The organism is Chryseobacterium indologenes, assembly GCF_018362995.1.
Lineage (GTDB): Bacteria > Bacteroidota > Bacteroidia > Flavobacteriales > Weeksellaceae > Chryseobacterium > Chryseobacterium indologenes_G.
Map to the genome: position 1 here is coordinate 2,699,963 of NZ_CP074372.1, position 24,310 is coordinate 2,724,272.

General features: G+C 33.4%; 30 protein-coding genes and 1 riboswitch. All 30 genes read left to right on the plus strand.

The annotated features are described in order from the left end of the window. Nucleotides 1-70 precede the first annotated feature (70 nt). The 30 genes from DYR29_RS12150 to ribB all read left to right on the plus strand — a co-directional run bounded on the left by DYR29_RS12150 (nt 71) and on the right by ribB (nt 24,191). Complete coding sequence (locus DYR29_RS12150) at nt 71-349, plus strand: co-chaperone GroES (RefSeq protein WP_034696138.1); 279 nt, start codon at nt 71-73, stop codon at nt 347-349. Between the two features lie 54 nt (nt 350-403). Further along, entirely contained in the window at nt 404-760 is a 357-nt protein-coding gene (locus tag DYR29_RS12155; protein ID WP_213277086.1) for a four helix bundle protein, read from the plus strand. Nucleotides 761-829: 69 nt separating this feature from the next. Further along, nucleotides 830-2,455: a chaperonin GroEL gene (groL, locus tag DYR29_RS12160; RefSeq protein ID WP_213277087.1), complete on the plus strand. Its 1,626-nt coding sequence runs from the start codon at nt 830-832 to the stop codon at nt 2,453-2,455. A gap of 356 nt (nt 2,456-2,811) precedes the next feature. Further along, the gene (locus DYR29_RS12165) at nt 2,812-3,687 is read left to right on the plus strand and encodes a phosphotransferase (protein WP_249413491.1); all 876 of its coding nucleotides are present in this window, start codon (nt 2,812-2,814) and stop codon (nt 3,685-3,687) included. A 206-nt stretch (nt 3,688-3,893) separates the two neighbouring features. Continuing rightward, a complete protein-coding gene (locus DYR29_RS12170; RefSeq protein WP_213277089.1) occupies nt 3,894-4,829 on the plus strand; it encodes a 5'-nucleotidase in 936 nt (311 codons plus the stop codon). A gap of 167 nt (nt 4,830-4,996) precedes the next feature. Further along, nucleotides 4,997-5,266 (plus strand): hypothetical protein, encoded by a 270-nt coding sequence (locus DYR29_RS12175; protein WP_213277090.1) that lies wholly within the window; start codon nt 4,997-4,999, stop codon nt 5,264-5,266. Nucleotides 5,267-5,359: 93 nt separating this feature from the next. Then, nucleotides 5,360-5,881, plus strand: a complete 522-nt coding sequence (locus tag DYR29_RS12180) for a restriction endonuclease (protein ID WP_213277091.1) — start codon at nt 5,360-5,362, stop codon at nt 5,879-5,881. Nucleotides 5,882-5,992: 111 nt separating this feature from the next. Beyond that, complete coding sequence (locus tag DYR29_RS12185) at nt 5,993-6,634, plus strand: hypothetical protein (RefSeq protein WP_213277092.1); 642 nt, start codon at nt 5,993-5,995, stop codon at nt 6,632-6,634. A 231-nt stretch (nt 6,635-6,865) separates the two neighbouring features. Further along, nucleotides 6,866-7,408 carry a hypothetical protein gene (locus DYR29_RS12190; RefSeq protein WP_213277093.1) on the plus strand — a complete coding sequence of 181 codons (543 nt, stop codon included), beginning with the start codon at nt 6,866-6,868 and terminating at the stop codon, nt 7,406-7,408. Nucleotides 7,409-7,432: 24 nt separating this feature from the next. Beyond that, nucleotides 7,433-7,882 (plus strand): hypothetical protein, encoded by a 450-nt coding sequence (locus DYR29_RS12195; RefSeq protein WP_213277094.1) that lies wholly within the window; start codon nt 7,433-7,435, stop codon nt 7,880-7,882. A 246-nt stretch (nt 7,883-8,128) separates the two neighbouring features. Continuing rightward, complete coding sequence (locus DYR29_RS12200; protein WP_213277095.1) at nt 8,129-8,638, plus strand: hypothetical protein; 510 nt, start codon at nt 8,129-8,131, stop codon at nt 8,636-8,638. A gap of 638 nt (nt 8,639-9,276) precedes the next feature. Then, on the plus strand, nt 9,277-10,449 hold the full coding sequence (locus tag DYR29_RS12205; RefSeq protein WP_213277096.1) for a T9SS C-terminal target domain-containing protein: 1,173 nt from the start codon (nt 9,277-9,279) through the stop codon (nt 10,447-10,449). 93 nt (nt 10,450-10,542) lie between these two features. Then, nucleotides 10,543-10,839: a hypothetical protein gene (locus tag DYR29_RS12210; RefSeq protein ID WP_213277097.1), complete on the plus strand. Its 297-nt coding sequence runs from the start codon at nt 10,543-10,545 to the stop codon at nt 10,837-10,839. Nucleotides 10,840-10,965: 126 nt separating this feature from the next. After that, nucleotides 10,966-11,358, plus strand: coding sequence for a DUF5071 domain-containing protein (locus tag DYR29_RS12215; RefSeq protein WP_213277098.1), 393 nt, complete (start codon nt 10,966-10,968; stop codon nt 11,356-11,358). A 122-nt stretch (nt 11,359-11,480) separates the two neighbouring features. Further along, nucleotides 11,481-12,047, plus strand: coding sequence for a hypothetical protein (locus DYR29_RS12220; RefSeq protein ID WP_213277099.1), 567 nt, complete (start codon nt 11,481-11,483; stop codon nt 12,045-12,047). A gap of 17 nt (nt 12,048-12,064) precedes the next feature. Further along, nucleotides 12,065-12,724: a DUF2461 domain-containing protein gene (locus DYR29_RS12225; RefSeq protein ID WP_213277100.1), complete on the plus strand. Its 660-nt coding sequence runs from the start codon at nt 12,065-12,067 to the stop codon at nt 12,722-12,724. Between the two features lie 127 nt (nt 12,725-12,851). Continuing rightward, nucleotides 12,852-13,820, plus strand: a complete 969-nt coding sequence (locus tag DYR29_RS12230) for a hypothetical protein (RefSeq protein WP_213277101.1) — start codon at nt 12,852-12,854, stop codon at nt 13,818-13,820. Nucleotides 13,821-13,888: 68 nt separating this feature from the next. Continuing rightward, complete coding sequence (locus DYR29_RS12235) at nt 13,889-14,530, plus strand: hypothetical protein (RefSeq protein WP_213277102.1); 642 nt, start codon at nt 13,889-13,891, stop codon at nt 14,528-14,530. 73 nt (nt 14,531-14,603) lie between these two features. Beyond that, complete coding sequence (locus tag DYR29_RS12240; RefSeq protein ID WP_213277103.1) at nt 14,604-15,389, plus strand: hypothetical protein; 786 nt, start codon at nt 14,604-14,606, stop codon at nt 15,387-15,389. Between the two features lie 110 nt (nt 15,390-15,499). Next, complete coding sequence (locus tag DYR29_RS12245; RefSeq protein ID WP_213277104.1) at nt 15,500-16,039, plus strand: dihydrofolate reductase family protein; 540 nt, start codon at nt 15,500-15,502, stop codon at nt 16,037-16,039. 18 nt (nt 16,040-16,057) lie between these two features. Beyond that, the gene (locus tag DYR29_RS12250) at nt 16,058-16,432 is read left to right on the plus strand and encodes a VOC family protein (protein ID WP_213277105.1); all 375 of its coding nucleotides are present in this window, start codon (nt 16,058-16,060) and stop codon (nt 16,430-16,432) included. 17 nt (nt 16,433-16,449) lie between these two features. Next, on the plus strand, nt 16,450-16,971 hold the full coding sequence (locus DYR29_RS12255) for a hypothetical protein (RefSeq protein WP_213277106.1): 522 nt from the start codon (nt 16,450-16,452) through the stop codon (nt 16,969-16,971). Then, complete coding sequence (locus DYR29_RS12260) at nt 16,949-17,485, plus strand: hypothetical protein (protein WP_213277107.1); 537 nt, start codon at nt 16,949-16,951, stop codon at nt 17,483-17,485. The genes DYR29_RS12255 and DYR29_RS12260 overlap by 23 nt, the downstream gene beginning before the upstream one ends. A 74-nt stretch (nt 17,486-17,559) precedes the next feature. Next, a complete protein-coding gene (locus DYR29_RS12265; protein ID WP_213277108.1) occupies nt 17,560-19,170 on the plus strand; it encodes a serine hydrolase in 1,611 nt (536 codons plus the stop codon). A 133-nt stretch (nt 19,171-19,303) separates the two neighbouring features. Further along, complete coding sequence (locus DYR29_RS12270; protein WP_213277109.1) at nt 19,304-19,687, plus strand: 5-carboxymethyl-2-hydroxymuconate Delta-isomerase; 384 nt, start codon at nt 19,304-19,306, stop codon at nt 19,685-19,687. Between the two features lie 32 nt (nt 19,688-19,719). Further along, nucleotides 19,720-20,223, plus strand: a complete 504-nt coding sequence (locus DYR29_RS12275; protein WP_213277110.1) for a DinB family protein — start codon at nt 19,720-19,722, stop codon at nt 20,221-20,223. Between the two features lie 58 nt (nt 20,224-20,281). Continuing rightward, nucleotides 20,282-21,055 (plus strand): hypothetical protein, encoded by a 774-nt coding sequence (locus DYR29_RS12280; RefSeq protein ID WP_213277111.1) that lies wholly within the window; start codon nt 20,282-20,284, stop codon nt 21,053-21,055. Nucleotides 21,056-21,542: 487 nt separating this feature from the next. Then, the gene (locus DYR29_RS12285; protein WP_213277112.1) at nt 21,543-22,787 is read left to right on the plus strand and encodes a hypothetical protein; all 1,245 of its coding nucleotides are present in this window, start codon (nt 21,543-21,545) and stop codon (nt 22,785-22,787) included. A 41-nt stretch (nt 22,788-22,828) separates the two neighbouring features. Further along, a complete protein-coding gene (locus tag DYR29_RS12290) occupies nt 22,829-23,182 on the plus strand; it encodes a DUF2200 domain-containing protein (RefSeq protein WP_213277113.1) in 354 nt (117 codons plus the stop codon). Nucleotides 23,183-23,325: 143 nt separating this feature from the next. Then, nucleotides 23,326-23,451: riboswitch (FMN riboswitch) on the plus strand. A 92-nt stretch (nt 23,452-23,543) separates the two neighbouring features. Next, nucleotides 23,544-24,191: a 3,4-dihydroxy-2-butanone-4-phosphate synthase gene (gene ribB / locus DYR29_RS12295; protein WP_213277114.1), complete on the plus strand. Its 648-nt coding sequence runs from the start codon at nt 23,544-23,546 to the stop codon at nt 24,189-24,191. Nucleotides 24,192-24,310 lie beyond the last annotated feature (119 nt).

Consider the following 24,310-nt stretch of genomic DNA (forward strand, 5'->3'; position numbering starts at 1 on the left):
ATCCATCAGCGTCTCATGGCATACATTTAGAGAATTAGAAGACAGAAATAATTAAAAAATTAAATATATTATGTCAGTAAACTTTAAACCATTGGCAGACAGAGTTCTGGTAGAGCCAATCGCAGCAGAAACTAAAACAGCTTCAGGTATTATTATCCCGGATACTGCAAAGGAAAAGCCGCAAGAAGGTACTGTAGTAGCAGTAGGTCCTGGTAAAAAAGACGAGCCTACAACGGTTCAGGTAGGTGACAAAGTTCTTTATGGAAAATATTCAGGAGCTGAATTAAAGCTTGAAGGAAAAGACTATTTAATCGTAAGAGAGGCTGATTTATTAGGAATCATCGGATAAGCTTCTCGCTATTGGCTTCTGGCAAATGGCTTTTTTCTATATGAAAATTAACCTATGAGAGATTTCAAAAAATTTGAAGTATGGCAGCTAAGTCATCAATTGACTTTAAAGATTTATACTTCAACCAAAAATTTTCCGAAAGAAGAAGTTTTTGGACTTACCTCTCAAATCAGAAGATCATTTGCATCTATTGGATATAATATTTCAGAAGGAAGTGGTAGAAATTCAGATAAAGAATTTGCCAATTTCATCAATATTGCTCTGGGATCATCCAATGAAGCTGAAAACCAATTAATTCTTGCTAAAGACTTAGGATATATTCATGAAAATGATTACCAAAATCTTTTGGAAGAGTTGACAACACTAAAAAAGAAGCTTGTAACCTTATGGAACAGGCTCAATGGAAATTAAAAAAATAAAGTTAAACTAACGAATTCGCAAAGCTAAAAGCTATAAGCAATTCGCCAAAAGCTAAACAACATGGCAAAAGAAATAAAATTCGATATTGAATCAAGAGACGCTCTAAAGAGAGGGGTAGATGCATTGGCTAATGCAGTAAAAGTAACTTTAGGTCCTAAAGGAAGAAACGTAGTCATCGAAAAATCTTTCGGTGCTCCACACGTAACTAAGGATGGTGTGTCTGTTGCAAAAGAAATCGAACTTGAAGACAGAGTAGAAAATATGGGAGCGCAAATGGTAAAAGAAGTGGCTTCCAAAACTAATGATATCGCAGGAGACGGTACTACTACCGCTACTGTATTAGCACAGGCTATCGTAAGAGAAGGTCTTAAGAACGTAGCTGCTGGTGCTAACCCAATGGATCTTAAAAGAGGGATCGACAAAGCAGTATCTGCAGTTGTTGAAAACCTTAAAGCACAGTCTCAGGCTGTGGGAGATTCTACAGATAAAGTAAAGCAAGTAGCTTCTGTATCTGCTAACAATGACGAGACTATTGGTGCTTTGATCGCTGAAGCTTTCGGAAAAGTTGGAAAAGAAGGAGTAATCACTGTAGAAGAAGCTAAAGGTATCGATACAACGGTAGATGTTGTAGAAGGTATGCAGTTCGACAGAGGTTACCAGTCACCTTACTTCGTGACTAACCCTGAGAAAATGTTAGCTGAACTAGAAAATCCATATATCCTTTTAGTAGAGAAGAAAATCTCTTCAATGAAAGAATTGTTACCAGTTCTTGAGCCAATTGCACAAGGTGGTAAGTCTTTATTGATCATCTCTGAAGAAGTTGAAGGTGAAGCTTTAGCTACTTTGGTAGTAAACAAACTAAGAGGTTCTCTTAAAATTGCTGCTGTAAAAGCTCCGGGATTCGGAGACAGAAGAAAAGCAATGTTAGAAGATATCGCGATCCTTACAGGTGGACAGGTGATCTCTGAAGAGCAAGGTTTCACTATGGAAAACATCTCTTTGGATATGCTTGGAACTGCTGAGAAAGTAACGATCGACAAAGACAACACAACGGTTGTAAACGGTGGTGGTGACGAAGCGAAAATCAAAGGAAGAGTAGCTCAGATCAAAGCTCAGATGGAAACTTCTACTTCTGATTATGATAAAGAAAAACTTCAGGAAAGACTGGCTAAATTAGCTGGTGGTGTTGCTGTACTTTACGTAGGTGCTGCTTCTGAAGTAGAAATGAAAGAGAAAAAAGACAGAGTAGATGATGCGCTACACGCTACAAGAGCAGCTGTAGAAGAAGGTATCGTTGCAGGTGGTGGTGTTGCTTTAGTAAGAGCAATCTCTGCTTTAGACAGCCTTACAGGAATCAATCCTGACGAAACTACAGGGATCAAAATCGTGAAAAGAGCAATCGAGGAGCCATTAAGACAAATCGTTGCTAACGCAGGTGGTGAAGGTTCTGTAATTGTTGCTAAAGTAGCAGAAGGAACAGGAGACTTCGGATACAACGCAAAAACTGACGAGTATGTTCACATGCTTGAAGCAGGAATCATTGACCCAACTAAAGTAACAAGAGTTGCCCTTGAAAACGCAGCTTCTGTATCTGGAATGCTTTTAACAACTGAATGTGTAATCACTGAAGTAAAGAGCGCTGAACCAGCTATGCCAATGGGTGGTGGAATGCCAGGAATGATGTAACAACGTGTCGTTGAGACAATTTAATATACTAACCGTTCTACTTTTTGTAGAGCGGTTTTTTGGTTGAATTATGATTTTCCTTAAGGAAATGGTATATTTTAATTTAATGATTGACAAATAGATACCTAAAATCAAAACGTCATTAGCCCAATTGCATATAATATATAATGGCGCAATGCGTAAATTTGAATGCTAACAGCCATTATAGAAGACTATAACCAAAGATAAACGAAGAATTAATGCCAGAGAAATTTCCCACAATAAATAGCACGCTTTCACCGAACGCACTCGGGAAACTTATTCAACAACAATATGGACTAAGTGACAAAACCGAATGCAGCATATTTCGACTTGCCATGAACCATTTATACATCGTTCACGACAGCGAAAACAAATATGTTTTTAGAATCTATACTTGTGATTGGCGGACAAAATCAGAAATTGAAGAAGAGCTAAGACTTTTACTTCACTTAAAAGAAAATAACCGGCAGGTTGCTTATCCAATAAAAGACAAATCAAACGAGTACATTCAGGAAATTGAAGCACCGGAAGGAAAAAGATTTGGTGTTTTGTTTTCATACGCCAAAGGAACAAAGACTGCAAAGTTTTCATCGCAGACAAGTTTTCTCATCGGGCAGGCATTGGCCAAAGTTCATCAATCTACAGAAGGTTTTGAACTCAACAGGATGTCTTACACTAGTGAGAATCTGCTTATAAAGCCGGTTTCCAGAATAAAAGAATTCTTTCATAAAAACATCAGCGAAATTGAATTTTTAGAAAAACTCTCTGCTTTTTTAACGCTGAAATTCCAAAATAACGACCTATCGAAAATGAGACATGGGAGTGTTCATCTGGACGTTTGGTTTGATAATTTACATATTGATGATGAAAAGGAAATAACATTTTTTGACTTTGATTTTTGTGGCAACGGGTATTTATGTTTTGACATTTCTTATTTTATGTTCCAGTTACTTGCCACTCATTTAAACGAAGAAGAATATCAAGAAAAAGCAGAAAGTTTTTTGAAAGGTTACGAAACAGTTACTGAGATCAGCAACGAAGAAAAGCAGTTTTTACCATTCGCCTGTTTAGCCATTATGATCTACTACATCAGTGTACAATGCGACAGATTTGACTATTGGACAAATATTTTCCTCAATGAAGATCATTTAAAAAGAATGGTTGGAAATTTGAAACGCTGGATAGCATACAACAAAATTGAAATTGAATGATGGTCAGCGACCGTGGCAAACTAATATACTAACCGCTCTGCTTTATGGAGCGGTTTTTTGTTTTATGGTTTTCCGTAAGGAACATTCTTTATGATATTATAACTTTACAAAAATTACTTTTGCAAACAATTCATAACTTAGTAATATAAAATTTGAATATAACATTCAAATTTAACAATACATAAAAACTAACCTAAAAATTCAGCATGGCAATAGATTTTTCTGAAATTCTTGTTGTAGGAGTTTCTTCCAGAGCATTATTTAATTTAGAAATAGAGAATAAAATATTTGAGACAGAGAATATAGAAGCATTTCGTAAATATCAATTAGAACATGAAAATGATTTGCTTGAAAAAGGAACAGCATTTCCATTAATCCAAAGCCTTTTAAAACTTAATGATATTGCATCAAAAAAAATTGTAGAAGTGGTAGTGATGTCTCGGAATAGTCCTGAAACTGGAGTACGAGTTTTAAAGTCAATAAAACATTATGAATTACCAATAACAAGAGCCGCATTTTCTGGTGGAGAGCCACTTTCTCCATTCATTGACGCTTTTGATATTGACTTATTTCTATCTAAAGATGAAAAAGATGTACAAACCCTAAGTGATACATCAGATTGTGCAACTGCCTTATTGTATGATGCACCTCAAGATTTCATTCCAGAAATTGACAGAGTAAAATTTGCATTTGATGCCGATGCTGTCGTTTTCTCTGAAGAATCAGAACAAATTTATAAAGAACATGGTATTGAAGCTTTTCATGAACATGAAGCTAAAAATGAAGATATACCATTAAATGACGGACCGTTTGCTGAATTACTTAGAAAGCTATCAAAAATTCAAGATTTCCTACCCACCACAATTGAGTTAACTCCGTTAAGAATAGCAATTGTAACTGCCAGAAATGCTCCTAGCCATATGCGCGTTATTAAAACATTAAGAAATTGGGGAGTATATGTTGACGAAGCATATTTCATGGGAGGATTATCAAAGGATAAAGTTCTAAAAGCATTTGGTGCTCACATCTTTTTTGATGACCAAGAAAGCCATTTATCAGGCTCTAGTAAAGTAGTCCCTTCAGGAAAAGTACTTTATAAAACAGACTCTCCATTAAAAAAATATGAAAAGCCAAAATCTTAATTTTTTCGTAAAAATATAATTAGGATTTCAAACATAAGTTTCTATAATGATTGTAAAAAAGCAGAAAAGCTTAATAATTGTTTTCTTAAATCACCTAAACCACTCTACATATTGAGTGGTTTACTTTTTTATAATCCGTAAATTTATACTGCCTGATATTTATAATTATGTCAATCTTTGAATATGATCATTTTGACAGCCCATTAAAAGTTGGTGATAATAATCCTCATAGGCAAAAATGTGTCTTTTGTCAAAATGAATTAGAAGTATTTTTAATAGATGACTATTGGGATGTAGATTTAAAAGAAATTTATAGTTTTCATCAATTAGGAAAGAGCTGGTGCTATGAAGAAGGGATGGATGAAGAAATGTGGGAGCTTGATCTTTCTAAGTATTCGTGTGAAGCATACTTTCATCACTGTAATAAATGTGGCTAGTGGACAATAATAAAGCATGTGACTGTCAGTACTAAAGTATCGCAGTTATGGCAATTTTTCTATGGTACTGCAGGTCTATAGAAAAAATTAGATTTGCATAATATTGACGCTCCTATCAATGAGATTTCAAAATATCTTCTAGCTAAATATGAATCAAGATTTAGTTTACATCCAAAATTATTTGAAGATGTAACAGGGCAGGTTTTTAAAAACCTTGGATATGATGCAATTGTAACAGGTTATTCAAATGATGGGGGAATTGATGTCATTCTAGAAAAGGAAGGAAAACAAATTGGTGTCCAAGTTAAGAGATATAAGAATAAAATAAAGGTTGATCAAATAAGAGAGCTAACAGGTGCTCTTTTTCTTTCTGGTATACCAAAAGGAATTTTTGTTACTACATCAGATTTTCAAAGCGGAGCAAGTAAAACAGTTAAAAAATCACATGATAGAGGTATACCTATTGAACTTATAAACTCTAAAAGATTTTATGATATTTTAAAGTTAACTACTGAATCTAAAATTAACAAAGAAAATATTAGAAATAAACTTGAATCAGCTTTAAAAAACAAGCTATATAGTTACAATTGGGAGAACCCTATGAATAGTCTTTAAAAGATTAAAATTGCTATAAAATCCCCCTATTCCCAAGCTCCGCAAATTCGGCTCTCTAATGTTAATTTAATCTCTAAATTTGGATGTTTGTAACAAAAAAACAAATTTAGAATGAAAATTAATTGCAACAAATGTAAAAATGAAGTGATCATTATAAACTTTTCTGAAGAACAAAAGCTTGATATTTATATTTTGATGCAAAACAATTTAAAAGTATTTGCTGAAAAAAAATTAATTGACGAATTCAATTTAGACAAAAATGAAGCAAAAATTATTATTCAACATTTAAACAATAGAAATGGCAGATGTACAGAATGTGAGTTTGAAAAATTGGATGGAGAATATGTTGAATGTCCAAATTGCGGTGCTTTTAATTATAATCTTAATGAACCAGTGTTTAATATAGAATTTTGCAGTCATTTAGAATGGTCTCTAGATTTTAAAAACATTGAAAATGAAAAGATAAAATATTATGCTAAGACTTTTTGGTGTGATGGTATAAGTCATTTACCAGAAGACACAAAATCCTTACTTTATAATAATATTAAAAATGACAAGCAAATAATAACAAAAGCCTGGATTGGATATGGTGGCAATGAAATTTATGAAATGAAAATCAAGTTTGGGGAACAAGCCATAGAAAATTATAAAAATAATAAAAGTTTAATTGAATGCATTCCAAGAAATAATGAGAATCCGAATTGGATAAAGTTATTTATGGAAGATAAAAAGATTGAAGTTCAATTAAAATAATAACTGTTACCAACATGAGATTGCACCATTGTAGAAGGCAGTAACCTCTCTCCACAAAGTCTCCCGACTTTGCGTCAATAAAAACAAAATCCAAAGCCAGGAGACTTCGGATAGTAAAGAAGGAAGAATAAAAATGACTCAAACAACATTATCATCATCATAGTATATAATTTATATTGGCACAATATGTAAATTTGGGACTTACTAAACACTCAAGATACTGTTATCAAAATGAAATTAAACTTTAAACTTCTTTCCATCTTCATTCTTCTTCTGGTTTCAAGCTCTTCTTTTGCACAAAAGAAAACTCCTTTTCAAATCAATGGAGAATTATTTGAGGTTCCCGGAAAATGGGAATATAAAAATCAGCTTAAACAATCCGGACAATTTCACTTAAGCAATAAAGACGAGAAAATAAGTTTGTTAATTTCAGTAAGAAAACCTGAAAAATTTGAGTTTTATAAAGTAGGTTTAACCGAAAAAGAATTGCTGAATGCATTTTATAAATGGGAATATGATTACTGGGCCTCTTCAACCGGAGTGAAAGCCGAAGTTTCAGAAGTAAAGCGAAACGAAGAAAAAAATTATATTATCTGGAAAATTATCCTAAAAGATAAATCTCAGGATGTTAGTAAGGACAAGACTTCCTATTTACTATATGCCGTAAGAAATAACAATCTGATCTCATTCAATTTAACAAATAATACCGATAAGAAGAATCCATTAACTGAAATGGAATCAGTGGAACTTCTTGAACAAACCTATTTGAAATAAAAACAAAACTAATAACCTCCCTTCATGAAACTCTATACTTTAATCGTAGGAATATTCTTACTGTTTTCCAGTTGTACAAAAAATAACCAATACCGCGCCGGCCAGGAATGGAATTACAAAACCCGCCCTACGGAAAAAAGCTCAATTCTTAAAATCTTAAAGATTGAGGAATATCCTGAAACCGGAAAAGTGATTCATATTTCCATCAGTGGTTTGAAGATTAAAGATACCAGTAGTATCACAGGCATTGCAGACAAATTCACACATATTCCCATATCAGAAGAAGCTTTGGACAAAAGTGTCACCACTCTGAAAAGTGAGACCGGGAAAAAGCCGGATTCCCTTGAAATGGACGGATATTCTTACTGGAAAAGAGAATTCGATAAAGGAGATGCCGGGATATTTACCATTCCCGTTTCTGAGATTATAAGCTCCATGGAAAAATCTATTGTTGCAGGGGATTATACGAAATAAATACACCTACAATAACCTCTTATCACAAAACCTACTGGCTGGGAAATAAAATTTAGGAAAGCTCAATTACATAAATAATGAAATATTTATCAATTATTATTTTTTATAAATGGTAATGCACAAAAAATGGATACTTCAGCTTTGTAAAGTCTTCCGGCTTTACACTGGTAAAATAATTTTAGTCCTTTAAAATGATCTCACTTTAATATTTTAACTTAGCAAAATTCAATTGAGTAAAAACATAACATGGTAAAATCGAAAATAAATTTTGAATCATTTTTAATTATTCATTTCTTAACTTTTATATTATCCGTAGTTTTTTCACTTATTATTTACTCTAATTTGAAAGGACTAACAAGTGCCTTTAATATAATGATCATATTAAAAATAACTTTTCTATTAGGCGTTTTATTTTTAATATGGACTTTCTTTTATAAGATTCATACGAAGATTATAATCACTAAAGAAGATATTACATTTCAAAAAATGTTTAGCTCTAAAAAATATAATTTCAACGATCTAGAATATTTCTTTGAAAAGCAGGAATTTGCAAAGCATAGGAAATATAGCGCATTGTTTCTTGTGAAAGAAAATAAAATTATTGAAAGGATTTCAAGCTTTGACTATTCAAATTATGAAGAATTAAAAAGCAAAATCACAATATCTGAATCCAGAAATACAGAAGTATTTTTTTATGATTTAGTAAAAATATTGATAGGATTGAATCCTAAAATTAAAATAAGAAATCATAGTTAATAGACCTGCAGACTTCAGCATTAAATTAACATCCGTAAAAATAATATTGAGACTTTAGATCCTATAGCCATTTCACAAAATACCTTTAAGTACTTCATGAATAAAGGCCAGCTGCTTCGGAAGCCCCTTTAGTCACTTCCATAAATCCCTTTAGACACTTGTATAAATGGCTATACTCGCTTAGGAACAACCTGCATCAATTATGTGACCTCCTATAACCATTTCACAAAATACCTTTAAGTACTTCATGAATAACCTCCAGCTACTTATGAACCCACTGCAGCCACTTCCATAAGTCCCTTTAACCACTTGAATAAGTGGCTATACCCTCTTCGGAACGGCCTATACCTACTTCACAAAACCCCTCCAGCCCCTTTCATAAGTCCCTTTAGCCCCTTGGGTAAGTGGCTATACCCCCTTATGTAACCCCCTATACCCCCTTAACTAAGGGGGTAGCTATACTTGATGACAAAATGCAGAATGTGAGTGAAACCGCCCTGTTTTTTTAGCGCTAAAAGCAATTTTAGAAAATTATTTTCAACTTTTTCCTATCTTTAAACCACAAATATTCTATTAAAGTTCGGTACTGAAAATAAGACCGAATCATTTAAAGAAAATAAACACTAAACCCGGTACCATTGAAAACAAAATTATTATTCCTTTCATTTTTGGGTTCATTACTCACCCAGGCACAAACGCTTAATTTTAAAAGTCTCTCCAATATGTCTGTAGGCAGAGGAGCAATAACCAGTGTAATCGTGGATGATAATATATATGTGAGCAATGGATATCTGGAAAACAGCGGTAATGCCAATTATATTGAAAAATATAATATTACGGATAACAAATGGAGTGTTTTCAACTCTTCTCTGCTTTCCAAAAAATTTGCTAACTCGGAGACTTATAATAATAAAATTTATATTTTTAACGGCTGGGGAAATAGCCATCTTGAAATTGTAGACCTTGAAACGAATAAAATAACGAAGGGAGCTGTTAATCGTTCCTACACAGGAAATGCAGGTTCTGCCATCCATAACGGCAAAATATATGTGTTCGGCGGCAGCGGACTAAACGGAGCTGCAACCACTAAATTTTCTAATAGATTTCAATATTATGATATTGCTTCCGATACCTGGCACCCATTACCCGATATGCCTACAGCCAGAGAAACAAAGGGCAAAATTGTGAATGATAAGCTGTATGTCATTGGTGGTTTCAACGGTACTTCATCCCGACTGATCAATGTTTACGACCTCAGCACTGATCGCTGGACCGATCAGTTTACAATGCCCGCCGGGATATCCGGACATTCATTAGCGGTATCCGGTAATAAGATTTTTATTGCAGGAGGATATAATAATCAGACTTTCCTGGCCTATTTTGATACTACAACCAATAAGTTCCATCAGTTATCATCCAATATGATTCCCAGAAGACACGCTGCCGCAGAAGTATACAACAATAAACTATATATCATCGGTGGAAGTACAACCTCTGTAACCAAATCAGCTATTAAAAGTATACAGGTAGCAGATATCAGCGAAAACGTACTCGCAAATACAACCAATGACGACCGAATATTGGAAACAAAAGTCTATACCAATGCATCCAAAGATGGCTTTATCATCAGCAATAAAAACAACAGCAATCAGTTTGAATATACGGTTTACTCCACAGATGGAGAGGTGGTCAGCAGGGGCTTTGCCTATTATAATAAAACGATAGATCTATCCAGAGTACGGCCTGGGAACTACATTTTTAGTTTTAAAAATGAGAAAGGGGTTCTGCAGCAGATTAAAATTTTCAGATAATAGTAAGCCACAAACATCAACGAATACATCACTTCACAAAGTACTCTGACTGAATGTCTGCAAAGTAAAAATTAGAAAAGCTTTATTATAAAAATGAAATATTTATCAATTATAATTCTATTACTTTTTATCAATGGTAATGCACAAAAAATGGATGTAAAAAACACTTCTGAATTCGTCAAAATAAGCAAATCAGAACTCAAAGAAACGGATCTGGAAACATTGGAATTAGTTGATTTTGGAAAAATAAGAAATGAGTCTGCACCCTATGGAGATTTTTTGGTGCTTCAGGCCCCTGGATATGCTGCGAAAAAAATAATATTGAAAAAATTAAACCAAGAATTTCTGAATTTGAACTCATTCTGGACAATTCAAAAAATGCAGATGTGAAGAAGAAATTGAAACCGATTTTGGTCTATTTTTGTGTGGAGCAAAAGACGGAATTCCTTATGATAAACAAAAGCAATAACTAAAACAGGTTGACAAGCAGGCAAATTCAAATAAAAAACAGCTAAAATGATGGAAAATATTAGAGATTTAATTCCAAAAAGTAAAGGTGATTTGTCTACAGCTGAAAAACTAACAAACTATTCCTACGAAGAACTCAAAGAAATTATTCCGAATTTACTTGAATGGCTGCAAGATATGAACTGGCCGGTTGCAAAACCTGTTTCAGAATATTTAGAAAGTATTAATGATAAAATTACAACAGAGTTACTTTCAATTTTAAAAAGCAACGATGATGAAGTATGGAAATATTGGATTATCACTATTTTTGGTCCTATCACTCAAAGTCCTATTATCAAAAATGAAATCATTCGGACTGCTACTTCTCCAACAGAAAATGAGATAATTGAAGAGGTAGACAAAGTTGCAAAGGGAATTGTGAATAGTAGAAATTGGAAATAAAAACGGCTGATGCCCAACTCTACAGAGTCTAAAGCAGTTTAATAAATTTTTGAAAATAATAGGTAATTACACCTGATTGAAAAAGATCTGAGCCCTGAAAAGTTGAAACAAAGATTAACCAAATGATCATCGAAAACAAAGGCATCAAAACAGATAAATTTTACGTCCCTCCATTTACATTCAATGAAGGTGAAATTATTATTATAAATCTTTTCAACGGACCACGCTTTCATGAAACGGAAATGTTTCTTAAAGATCTATTTTGTGGTAAGACACCCCATGAAAATATTATCATCCACAAAAAAATGACTTTTGTTGAACATTTCAGAGAATCAAAGTTTAGAGATATTTTTTATCCTATGACCGTGGGAGAATATTTAAGGAAGAATGCAAATCCTGCTAGTCCTTATTCCGAAAAAATTTATGAGACGGAATGGATTAATAAAAAAATAAAAGTCAATACACTTATAGGCAGCCCGAGAAATCTCTTATCATTGTATACTACCCTTTCAAATACAAATAATATTATTTTTGACTTAGTTGGACTAGGACCCGATGGAGCCCAAGAAAATTATAAAATTGTAAAAGAAGTCGTGAAAAATGGAGGTTCGGCAATTTTACTCGATGGATATGATGATATGAAAAACGATTGTACAAAATACGTTGAACTGCAATGGACACAAGCATAACCTCTCTAAATAACAATATGAAAAAAGCATTTGAATTTCTCACCCATTTAAAAGAAAGTAACAATCGGGAATGGTTTGCCAGACACAAATCTGAATACGAAGCCATTCTAAAAGAAAACAAAGTTTTTTTTAATCAGATTTATAATGAACTCCAGGAGTATGACAACCTGAAAGGAATCCATATTTTCAGAATTTACAAAGACGTTCGTTTTTCAAAAGATCAAACGCCGTATAAAACCAATTTCGGAGCTGGATATTCCCGTTCAAAACCAATGTTGAGAGGCGGATATTATATTCAGCTGGAACCCGGCAACAGTTTTGTGGGAGGAGGATTTTGGAGTCCGGAAGCCAAAGATTTACTCCGTATCCGTAAAGAATTTGAAATCAGCAGCACAGAAATTGAAAAGATTACTTCAGACAAAACCTTCATTAAATATTTTGGTGAACTAAAAGGTGATTCTGTAAAAACAGCTCCGCGAGGTTTTGATAAAAATCATCCGGCAATAGATTTAATCAGGAAGAAGCAATTCCTGGTGATGCGGAAATTTACTGATAAGGAAGTTTTGTCAGATAACTTTCAGAAAGAAGTACTTCTTACCTTATTGGCAATGCGTCCCTTTTTCGATTATATGAGTGAAGTACTTACTACTGATTTGAATGGGGAGCCTTTGTTCTAAAGTTCAATATGAAAGTCAGGTAGAACTTTTAAAAGCAATTCAAACATTACAGTTTGCACAATAATATTCAGTACACAGAAAAAATCAGAGCCTTTTTTTTGTAATTTCCGCCAATTAAAAACAACCCATGAAAATAAAGATTCTTCTCTTTCTTTTATTCATCATCAATGCTGTCAAAGCACAAATCACGGAGAAAATAACCATTCCCAATGGCATAGTTTATCATTATGTTGATGATAAAACAAATGAAAAAGTAAAAAAATCGTTTACAGAGAGCCTAACCCATACAACCAATTATGATATACTGGGAAATAATTTAATTATAGGACCAACACTCTGGAAGAGATTTAAAAATATAGAAAACTTAAAAAATATTCCTGATAGCTTGACTTTCCATATAGATGATGTAGAAATTGAAGGGAAAATGGCCAAAAAATTGGATGACTCAAAAAAGATATGGAATGAATTTAAAAAAGAAATTTCTGGAAATTATCAGATTAGAAAAGCCAATGAAGATGAATTAAAATATTATTGGTCTACCATTTCATTTGACATCGAAGAACCTTTATTCATTCTTCAAACTGAAAAGCAGCGGTATATTTTAAACTTTCTGAAAAAAAATCAGACATTATTCTGGTTGGATGAGTTTCCGCATAAAAATGCTTATAACAATCCTATTGACAACGGAACTTACACAACAGAAGGAACAATCAAAACCTATAAAAATGGCAATGAAGTATATGTTACCGATAAAGGAGACAGAGAAACTAAACTAGAGAAGGTCATATTTTTGACCGGTGATTCTGAATTAAAGGCGAATTCTTCCATTGAGGATATTAAGTCTGTTATTGATAAAACCAACAAAATTTTTGAGAATTTGTTTAAGGATTCTAAAAGTGAAGGAAAAATAATGGTTCAATTTGAATTGGGAAAAAAGAAAAACGACATTCAGTTTGCAGTTAAAGATGATCTGGATCTGGAAATCATGAAAGAATTTGAAAAACAGGTAAATAAAGAAAAGTATCCCAATTCTAAAAAAGAAATTATCAAGTTCCAGCTACTTTATAAGGTTAATTCTTACAACGAAACCGAATAAACTTTCTTTTTATTCTATTTTCCCTGTTTACTTATTTGTAATTTAGCCACTCAGAAAAAACAAAATCCATGAAACTGTATATTTTATTTGTTCTTCTTTTTATTTCCAGCATAGTAACTGCACAAGAAAAAGAATATCCATCCATCAAAAAAGGAGATTTTCCGGAAGGTATTTATATGACTTTGGAAGATGTTTTAAATAAAAAGCCTTCTTCAACCGAAGAGGTCTATTTCAAAGCCTGTGAAAAGTGTGATTCTCTTGATATGCCGGAAAAAGCATTCTTTTATTTCAAACAAAAAAATAAAAGAGTAAAAATTCCATTAGCTGTTTCGCATAAAGGAGAAATGTATTTTCAGACTTATCGAAAATATACCAATAAGAAAGACAATGGATATGATCCTGACCAGTATTCAAGATTTTGTAAAGTTTTGAATTATGGTAGATTTATTTATTTTGAAGAAAACATGAAAGGCTTATGGTCCAAGGCTTTTTTAGGAGCATTAAGTCCTCTTACCTACTCTATCAATGGGAAAACCAAAGGAATTGTTTTAGATTTAGACAACAAGGAATTTAATATTCTGCAAGATTGTGATGATTTAAACGATTTCCTATCCCAACACGATATTCCTGAATTCCAATGTAATTCAGAAACCTTTACCATTGGAGATTTGAGAACAAAAATTGAAGAAATCAATCTGCCTTACCGCTAAGCTGATGTTGACAATATATTGAAAGCCGTTCCGTTGTAAGAGCGGCTTTATTCCTTTATAAAACTTTTAACCGATGAAAAAATGTCTTCCAGTTTTTCTTTTATTTTTCTCCTGTCTGCTATGGTCACAAGAAATGATTTATCCTAAATATATTTACGGAAAAGATTTAAATAACATTCCTTTAGAAAAAACATCAGACATCTATTTTTTCATATACAGGCAAATACAGTACATAGGACAGCCTCAAAAAAATATTAAGCTTACCTACAATGACAATGAATCAAATAATAAAATTTTAGAAAAGAATTACCAAAATAACGATTTCAAAGCTCTTAATCAAGAGCTTAATGAACGCCATTATAAAGATCTCCGAATTTTTGTGGATACATCTCAAAAAACACCATTAATTAAAACATATACTGATACTACAAAAATATCATCTGCAGTCTATGAAGCTAAAATTGATAGCTTAAATGCTGGTTTAAAACTATCAAAAGAGATTCCATTGATTATAAAGTATTACGATGGATTTCCTGTTACCATTTATAATATGGAAGAAAGGGAGCGCATAATTGGTTTTGGCAATAATGTAATACTAGAATTTGAAGGCTTAGATAAAAATCATCAATGGAAAAAAATAGATAACTTCAGAAGGTATACTTGCGGAGTAGGTATTCAATTTTTCGTTTTAAAACCCAAAGAAATTGCAACTGTATTTGAGCCTCGCTTAACGGGTAATTTTAAAACGAAATTCAGATACAGATTAGGAAATATCCTTTCTAATGAATTTGATGGAAGCATCAATGATAAATATTTTGAACAAATAGACTTCAATCAAGAAAAAAAACAAGCCTCATGACATTCAGGGTTTCCTTACTCTTTCTTTTATTTTCTGTGAAAATAGCTGCCTGCAAATGCAATGATATTCCTATCTTTATTGTTATTTCCAACTCATACCTATCTTAAAAAATGAAAAAAATAATACTAGACCTTGCCATTACATTAGACGGATTTATTGAAGGACCCAATGGAGAAACCGACTGGTGTATCATGGATGATGATATGGATTTTGATGGTTTTCTTTCCGGCATAGACACGATCTTTTATGGAAGAGTAAGCTATGATGCATGGGGAAATTATCAACCGGAAGAAAATGCAGGAGTGGAAGAACAAAAACTTTGGGAAGCTGTTCATTCAAAAAATAAATTTGTCTTTTCCAGTCAAAACAGAGAAGATGAAAATGCCGTTTTCATCAGTTCTGATATTCTGGGAAAAGTTTCTGAAATAAAAGATCAGGGTGGAAAAGACATCTGGCTGTATGGAGGTGCAAGCCTTATTAAAACATTCATTCAGCACAATCTTATTGATACCTACAGAATATCCGTTCATCCGATTGCTTTAGGAAAAGGCAAACCTCTTTTTGAAGATGTAAAGGAAAGATTAAATTTAAAATTAGTCAAAACCAATGTTTTCAAATCCGGTGTAGTACAGCTTATTTACGAGGCTTAACCTTAAAACAGCCACGACATGAATGCTAAGCTTGGAACTATTATTATGTATGTGAAAAATGTGCCGCTGCTCAGGAACTTCTATGTGGACCATTTTAATTTGAAGGTGATTGAGGAAGACCCAACCTGGGTTTTGCTTGATGCCGGAGGTTCCCATATCGGACTCCATAAAATCGGAGATCAGTATCTTGAAAAAATAGAAGCCGGATATCTCTTCGACAACAATATCAAACTCGTTTTTGAAATTGACATTGATATAGAATCTGCAAGAAATGAACTGGTCTCAAAAAACATTCAGATGAGAGAGAGCAAAACTTTTGAAAACTACCCTTTCTGGCTCTGCGACGGAACTGATCCGGAAGGAAATGTATTTCAGCTAAAGAGCAAAAAATAAAACTACCCATCTGAACCATGAAAAAAATAATTGCTGTAACCTGTCTTGTCTTAATCCTGAGCCTTTACAACTATCCTATTTTTGATGATAAAAAAATTACATTTGCTGTTATTTTTCTATGTTTTGTTGTGATCATATTTTCGGTAGCAAAACTTTATTCTCCTGTTGAAAAAGAGGATTATGATTCAGTTGAAAAAGAAATGGACAGGCTGCATAATGATGACGGAATTTTTCAGTACACAGAAGACGGGTTTTACTTTAAACAAAAAAGTACAACAGAGTTTATACAATGGGATGAAATTATTTCAATATATTCTTTCCGTATTCCATCTCCATTCAGTGAAAGAAAACAATCCGGGCTGGAAATTATTACTGATAGAAAAAGCTATGAATTCGATTATACTATAACATCTGGAATCGTAAAGCTTACCGATCAACTTTACAACTATCTTCCGGACCGGGTAGAAGATTCACCTATGGAGATAAATAATTTCGGTCTTGAAAAAACAAAGTTGTATGAAAGAAAACCTTTACAGTAATCAATTAGACATGCCAACGATCATTGAAATAAAAAACAAAACCAATTGGCTAACTACCTTTATCACAAGTATTGGCTTAATTTTCATGTTTTTGATGGTACTCATCATCATCATTTTTGGGCTCCTGCAGTATAATGATTTTTTTGCACTTACCAGTTTATCTTCTATAACTGCAGTTATAGTCTGCCTTTTTATTTTCTTCCTCTATATCTGGCTGTGGAATAATTTCGGAAAAACAGTTCTTACCATTGATCCCGAAACTTTAACCATACAGTATAAAAACAAATTATTCACAAGTCCTAAAATCTATCTGAAAAAAGAAACAGATCGCTTTGAAACGAAAGATTTTAAGATCGAAAAACATCAATTGGGAGTCCGCTACCATTTTTCAATAAGTGGTTCAACCTATTCTGTTATTCTCATACAAAAAGAAACCGAAACAAGAATCGTAAACTGGCTCACCAAAGATAAAGCGGATGAAATTGCAGGTGAATTAAAAAAAATTTGGTATTAAATACAGATAACCAAAAATAGTTCATTAGTCATGTAATATTATCACACTTAAAAGTGTCTTATTAAAAAAAATCAATGAAGTCTATTTTAACCTGCATTATGATATTGCTTGCAGCCAGTCCACTTTTTTCTCAGAAATCAGAAAAACTGGAACAATTATTCTCCACTTATGAAAAAGCCGGTTTGTTCAGCGGTTCCGTTCTCATTGCCGAAAAAGGAAAAGTTATTTTTGAAAAAAGTTACGGCTACAGAAATGCCCCTAAAAAACTAAAAAACACCAATAACAGCCTTTACCGGGTATTTTCTACCACAAAAATGTTCACTGCAACCGTTCTTTTTCAGTTAGAAGAACAGGGGAAATTATCTTTGAATGACAAACTTTCAAAATATTATCCCGATTTTCCGAAGGGAGACAGCATCACTTTAGCCAACCTGCTTTCGCATACATCAGGAATTCCCAATGATACAAACTCTGAGTATACTGTAGATGAGGCAACATTTTTAAAGTATATTTCCGCAAAACCACTGAATTTCTCACCTGGTAAAGATTGGGATTACTCTAATTCAGGATATTATATTCTCAGTTATATCATTAAAAAAGTGACAGGTCTGAATTATGATAAAGTGATAGAAAACAATATACTGAAACCCCTGAAAATGAATCACAGTGGGTTTAACTTCAATACTGTTACGGATGAAAATAAAGCATTTGGGTATGAGTTTTTATCCGATAACAGGTCAAACGAAGCATTACGTTTCAAAACCGATCATCCTTTTGGGGCGGGAGCCATGTATTCTACAGTAGAAGACCTTTTTAAGTTCAATGAAGCGCTAAAGAATTACACCATTCTGAAAAAAGAAACGATAGATAAAGCTTTTACTCCTTATCTTAAGGATCATTATGGATTAGGTTTTCAGATTTCGACTGTTTTTGACAAAAAAAGAGTGGGTCATGATGGTGGCGGACCTGGTTACAGGAGCAGGTATTACAGAATTCTGGAGGACGATATTTGTGTGATTGTCATTTCAAATTCAGAGCTTTCACACACAGATTTTATTTTTCCTCTGGTAGAAAAAATACTGTACAATAAGCCTTATACTATTCCAGCCATTGCAAAAGTGAGTACAGAGGATTTAAAAAAACTGGATGGGGTTTATTCCACTGAAAATTCAAACTTTTATATAAACAGTGCTGATGGGAAACTGATTTTTAAAGAAGGCAGTTATCCTAGAAATGCCTTGCTGCCATTAAGTAAAACATCATTTCAACTGGATGAAAAATTTACCTGTACATTTAAACCTGATCAAAACGGAAAAATAGATACTGTTGTCATTCATTTCTGGGATGGAACGGTGAAAACAGCAAAGAGAAATACCAATAATCCTACATGGGGAATTATCGGAAATGCTACTCCTAACGGCTGGGATGGAAAAGATATCCCACTGCAGACAAATCCTGAAACTCCTAATATTTATTTTCTTAAAAACTATAAACTGAATAAAGGCAATTTAAAATTCAGATTTAATAGCGACTGGGGATACAGCCTCGGACTGAATAATGATAATAAAAGCATTGCCTTTGATGCTTATGATTTTCCCATCAATGAAGATGGTTCTTATGACATTGTACTCGATATGACCAATACGGTAAAACCACAATTCAGCATCAAAAAATCAGTTCAATAAAAACTTGCATTTACACCGTAAAAAATACATATTTTTCAACCACTCTAAAAATAGGGTGGTTTTTATTTTAAACATCCATTGATATTTTTTATTATTTTTATCTCACTCAAAATCAAACCACAAAATATAATCTATGCCTCATTTTATTATAGATTGTTCGCAGGATATTCTTCAGCTGAGAACGCCCGAAGAATTAATGGATGCCGTTTATGAAACAGCTGATGCAACTGGTCTTTCTGCTCCCAATGATATCAAAGTGAGGCTTCAGCCCTATCAGTATTACAGATTAGGAACAGGCAAGAAAAATTTTCTGCATGTCTTCGGATATATTATGGAAGGCCGTACTACTGAACAAAAAGCATATCTTTCCAGACAGATCAGCACCAGACTTTCTGAATTACTCACTGATATTTCCTTTCTTTCTGTGAATATCAATGATTTTGAAGCTGCAACTTACAGCAATAAAGCACTCATTAATCCTGAAAATATAGATAAAGACCGGCATTTTGGATTATAATTTTCTTACAACACCAACTAAATACTAATATTATGAGCTTAAAAGCATTAGTCAACAAAAGCGTACAGTACAACAATTGGGTAGTCAACAAATATATTGACTGGTTATCCACAAAATCTGACGAACAGCTTAATCAGGAAACAATTTCAAGTTTTCCTACTATCCTAAAAACTTTACACCACATTTGGCAGACCCAGGAATATTGGTGGAACCACATTTCTGAAAAAAATGATTTTGATTTTACTAAAACTACAGAAACCACAGACAAAGAAGATGTTTTCAATGCTATTAAAAACAATTCGCAAAAGCTGGTAGATTATGTGGAAAGTCTGTCTGAAGATGATCTTTCAAAGAATGTAAAGATAGAGTCTCAATGGTTTCAGTGTGACTTTTCAAAGTATGAATATATCCAGCACGCTATTCTTCACGGGACTTATCACAGAGGGCAAATCGTAACGATGGGACGAAATATCGGAATAACAGATGCTCCGATGACCGATTTTAACTTCTGGAATATTTATAAAGACAAGCAATAAAAGGTATATCTTTTCTATCACTTAAAAAGATAGCAATTTACAGTGTAACCCCATCATTATGACCACTAAAACCATAGAACTCGATTTATTTCAGGAGAACATCAAACACCTTTCAACTAATGAGCTCGGGAATTTTATTGCCATAACCTCTAAGAACAAAATTGTAATCTCCGGCACAGAAACACCATTAGAATTAGGAGTTGATATCTTAATGGCTAAAATCATTAATGAAGAAAAAATTTTAATTGTACTTCATCGTCCAACCTCAATAGAAAATGCTTTAATTATTGACTATACAGGAAAGCCCTATGTAAAATTTAATATTGGTACTTCAATTAATGACATTAAGATAAATGGCAAAAAAATAATAGTATCGTATTTTGATGAAGGTGTTTTAAGAGGTGATAAACCTGACTGTGATGCATTAGCAGTATTTAATCTTAATGGTGAACATGTTTTTGGTTTTAACTCAAGTAATTTACAAGACCAACTTATCGATTGCTATTGTGTTGCCAATTTGGGAAATGGAAAAATAGTTTTTAATGGTTATGGAAATTTTCTGTTGCAGGAGTTGGATGTAAACAACTTTAATCTTGTCAGCTATAGAATTCCACCTGTATGCATAGGTGCTCAATCTGTATCTACCAATGCTGGAAATATTATATTTCATTCAACCTATAAAGACAAAACAAGTTTTTTTATTTGGAATCTTCAATCAGACGAATTCTACCAATTGCATTCGGAATTTAAAAACCTTCACTCTACCGAGAATGGAATATTCTACCAAGTCAACAAAAAATCATTTACTATCATTAACCCATTAGAATTATAAATTTTGTGGATAAGTATGAGATACAATTTCAGAGCACCAACAAATATTCAATTAAATAATTGACTTTTAAATAATTAAATCAAAAACAATCAGTTATCCACATCTTTAAATATTTGTGGATAACTTTCTATTATCCAATTTCCTCTTGTGGATAAACTATGGATATGTTTTTAACCCATAAAAAAGAACCATATAATATATTAAAATTCAATAATTTAAAATAATATTGAATTTTTGAAAAATTTCTAAAATAAAAAATCATGTGGATAAGTTCTGTGGATAAATTATCCACATTTTTTTCAACCTTATTGTTCAGCAATTATTCGCAGGCATTATTTAAAACTAATTCTTGAGGTTATCCACAAAAAATAAATTACTCCTATAGCCAGAATTGTTTTTTGTTTTATCAGAATTATTAGATTTTTTGTAAGTTAGTTGATAGGGAATACAACCTCATTTTCAATAAAATTTTAATATAAAAAGTTTAATGTACAACACTACAATCCAAAAAGAATGGTTCTCAGAAGGGGAACGCTATGCAAAAGAAATCAATGAAATGGTTGAATTTGGTGAAAAAAACGGCTGGGAAAACTGGAAAGGTGAAGAACCCGAAGATAAAAGAGCAGATATAGCCCGCGAAGTTTTTGAATTGCTTAAAACTGCTAACAAAAACGAAGACACAGAAAATTTCAGGGAACATTTCCCGCCTGCCCACACTCCTATCATCCCTTTAATGGAAAATAAGGCTCAGAATATTGAACATATGCACTTTATCTCTGATGAAAAAATTGTCTTCATGACAGGCACTTCATATGAAAAAAGACAGGCTTATATTCTTGATAAAGATGTTACCACAAAACTTGATGAAAACATCCGTGCCATTGGGAAATCCAAACGGGAAAACATTTTCGCCATTGCAGATTCTCATAAAATATCTTTATATAAAGGTTGGAACGGAGACCTCATCAATGAATTTGAACTGGATGAAAACCCAGATTTTGGGATTACTGATATGTATCCTTTCAATGATGGAAGCAAAGTAGTGATTGTTTCCTCAGACGGAATTTTTCTGGTTTCAAATACTGAAAAAAAACTCATCCATCCCATCAATGAAGACAATGAAGAAGACTGGAGCTCTCAGATTGACATGGAAAATGCAGCATTATCCAACGACAATTCTTATATCGTAGTAGGAGATCAGTGCTATGATCACAGAATACTGGATCAGGAGGGAAATACCATCGGATCTATAGGACCACAATCATCTTATCCACATTTTTGTCTTTTTGCAAAAGATGACAGCCAACTGATTACAAATTCCTGCCACTTTTACAACGGAATTACCATCGGAATCAATGCCGATCAATATGTAGGAGCTGATATTGAAGCGTATACAGAAAGTAAAGACTTTACTTTCATTGATGAAGAAATGAGAGTTTATGAAGGGGTTGCCATAAAAGATTATTATATTCTGGGAGACGCTTACGGCTATATCAAAGCTTTTGATAAGAATGGAAATCAGCTTTGGAGATACTTCCTTGGGTCTACTATTACAGGAATAGCACTTTCTGATGATGAAGAAACCCTGTGGGTAGCAGCACACTCAGGTATTTTACACAAATTAAAGCTAGAGAAAGGGCACAGAGATACCCACACCATCGGCAATGGGAAACATTATGAAGAGTTCAGACTGCTGATCTGGAAAGATGAGCCTCAGATCTGGAAGTGGTAATTAAAACGTTAGTCTCAATATTAATTAATAACAATAAAGTCATGCAGAATACCAGAATTTTCACCACGGCTTTTGCCAGTGTCTACCCCCATTATATTCAAAAAGCAGAAAAAAAGGGACGTACAAAATCAGAAGTTCACGAAATCATCTGCTGGCTGACAGGTTATGACGAAAAAGGCCTGCAGGAAAAGATTGATAAAAAAAATGATTTTATTACTTTTTTTGATCAGGCTCCTCAGATAAATCCCAATGCTTCATTGATTAAAGGTGTGATCTGCGGATATCGTGTAGAAGAAATTGAAGACGAACTCATGCGGAATATCCGCTATATGGATAAACTCATTGATGAGCTGACAAAAGGAAAAAAGATGGAGAAAATTTTAAGAACAGTCTAAAATAGATATCTCTTTTACGGTATTATAAATCTTACAAATCTCTTCTCCATTTCAAAAAACTTCCCGAAATTAGCGGTCTGTGCGTTAAATACTATTCAATGAAATAAAAATTTAAATTACAACATACAGCAAAACTTAATATAAGTTTTCTTCGGGGCAGGGTGAAATTCCCTACCGGCGGTTACAGTCCGCGACTCCTTTCTTTTGAAGGGACTGATCTGGTGAAATTCCGGAACCGACAGTTAAAGTCTGGATGGGAGAAGAAAATGAGATGACCAATAAGATTCCTTATGGACTCTTGTTGCGTTGTATTTCATTTCCATGTACCGAAGACTATTTTAACTTTTAAAAGTAAAATAACATGGAAAAATTATTAGAACAATTCGGAGCAACCTCCAAAGAACGTGTAGAAAAAGCACTTCAAACACTACAAAAAGGAAAAGGCATTCTTCTGGTAGACGATGAAAACCGCGAAAACGAAGGTGATATCATCTTTCCCGCTTCCACTATTACAGAACAGGACATGGCGCTTCTGATCCGCGAATGCAGCGGTATTGTCTGCTTATGTATTTCTGAAGAAAAGAGCCGCCACCTCAACCTTCGTCCGATGGTGGAAAACAACAATTCAAAAAATCAAACCGCTTTTACCATTTCCATTGAAGCCAGAGAAGGCGTGGAATCAGGAGTTTCAGCAAAAGACCGTGTAACAACGATTAGAACCGCTGTGGCATCCAACGCCCAGGCAGAGCATATTGCAAGTCCGGGCCATGTTTTCCCCCTGATTGCCAGAAAAGATGGCGTCTTTGAAAGACGCGGTCATACCGAAGGCAGTGTAGATCTTGTAAAAATGGCCAATCTGGGTGATGATGCCGTACTTTGTGAACTGACAAATGAAGACGGTTCTATGGCAAGACTTCCTGAAATCGTAGACTTTGCCATCAAAAAAGGGATGAGCGTCGTGACCATTGAAGATATTTATGCATACCGTAAAATGGTGATGAGCAATTAAACTTAAAAATTTTTAACGCACAGAGTCGCCTGTTGATATGATCAGCAGGCGTTTTTGTTAAAAATTTAATGAAAAATAAATAAAATTAACATTTGAATACTATTTTTTAATTATTTTTA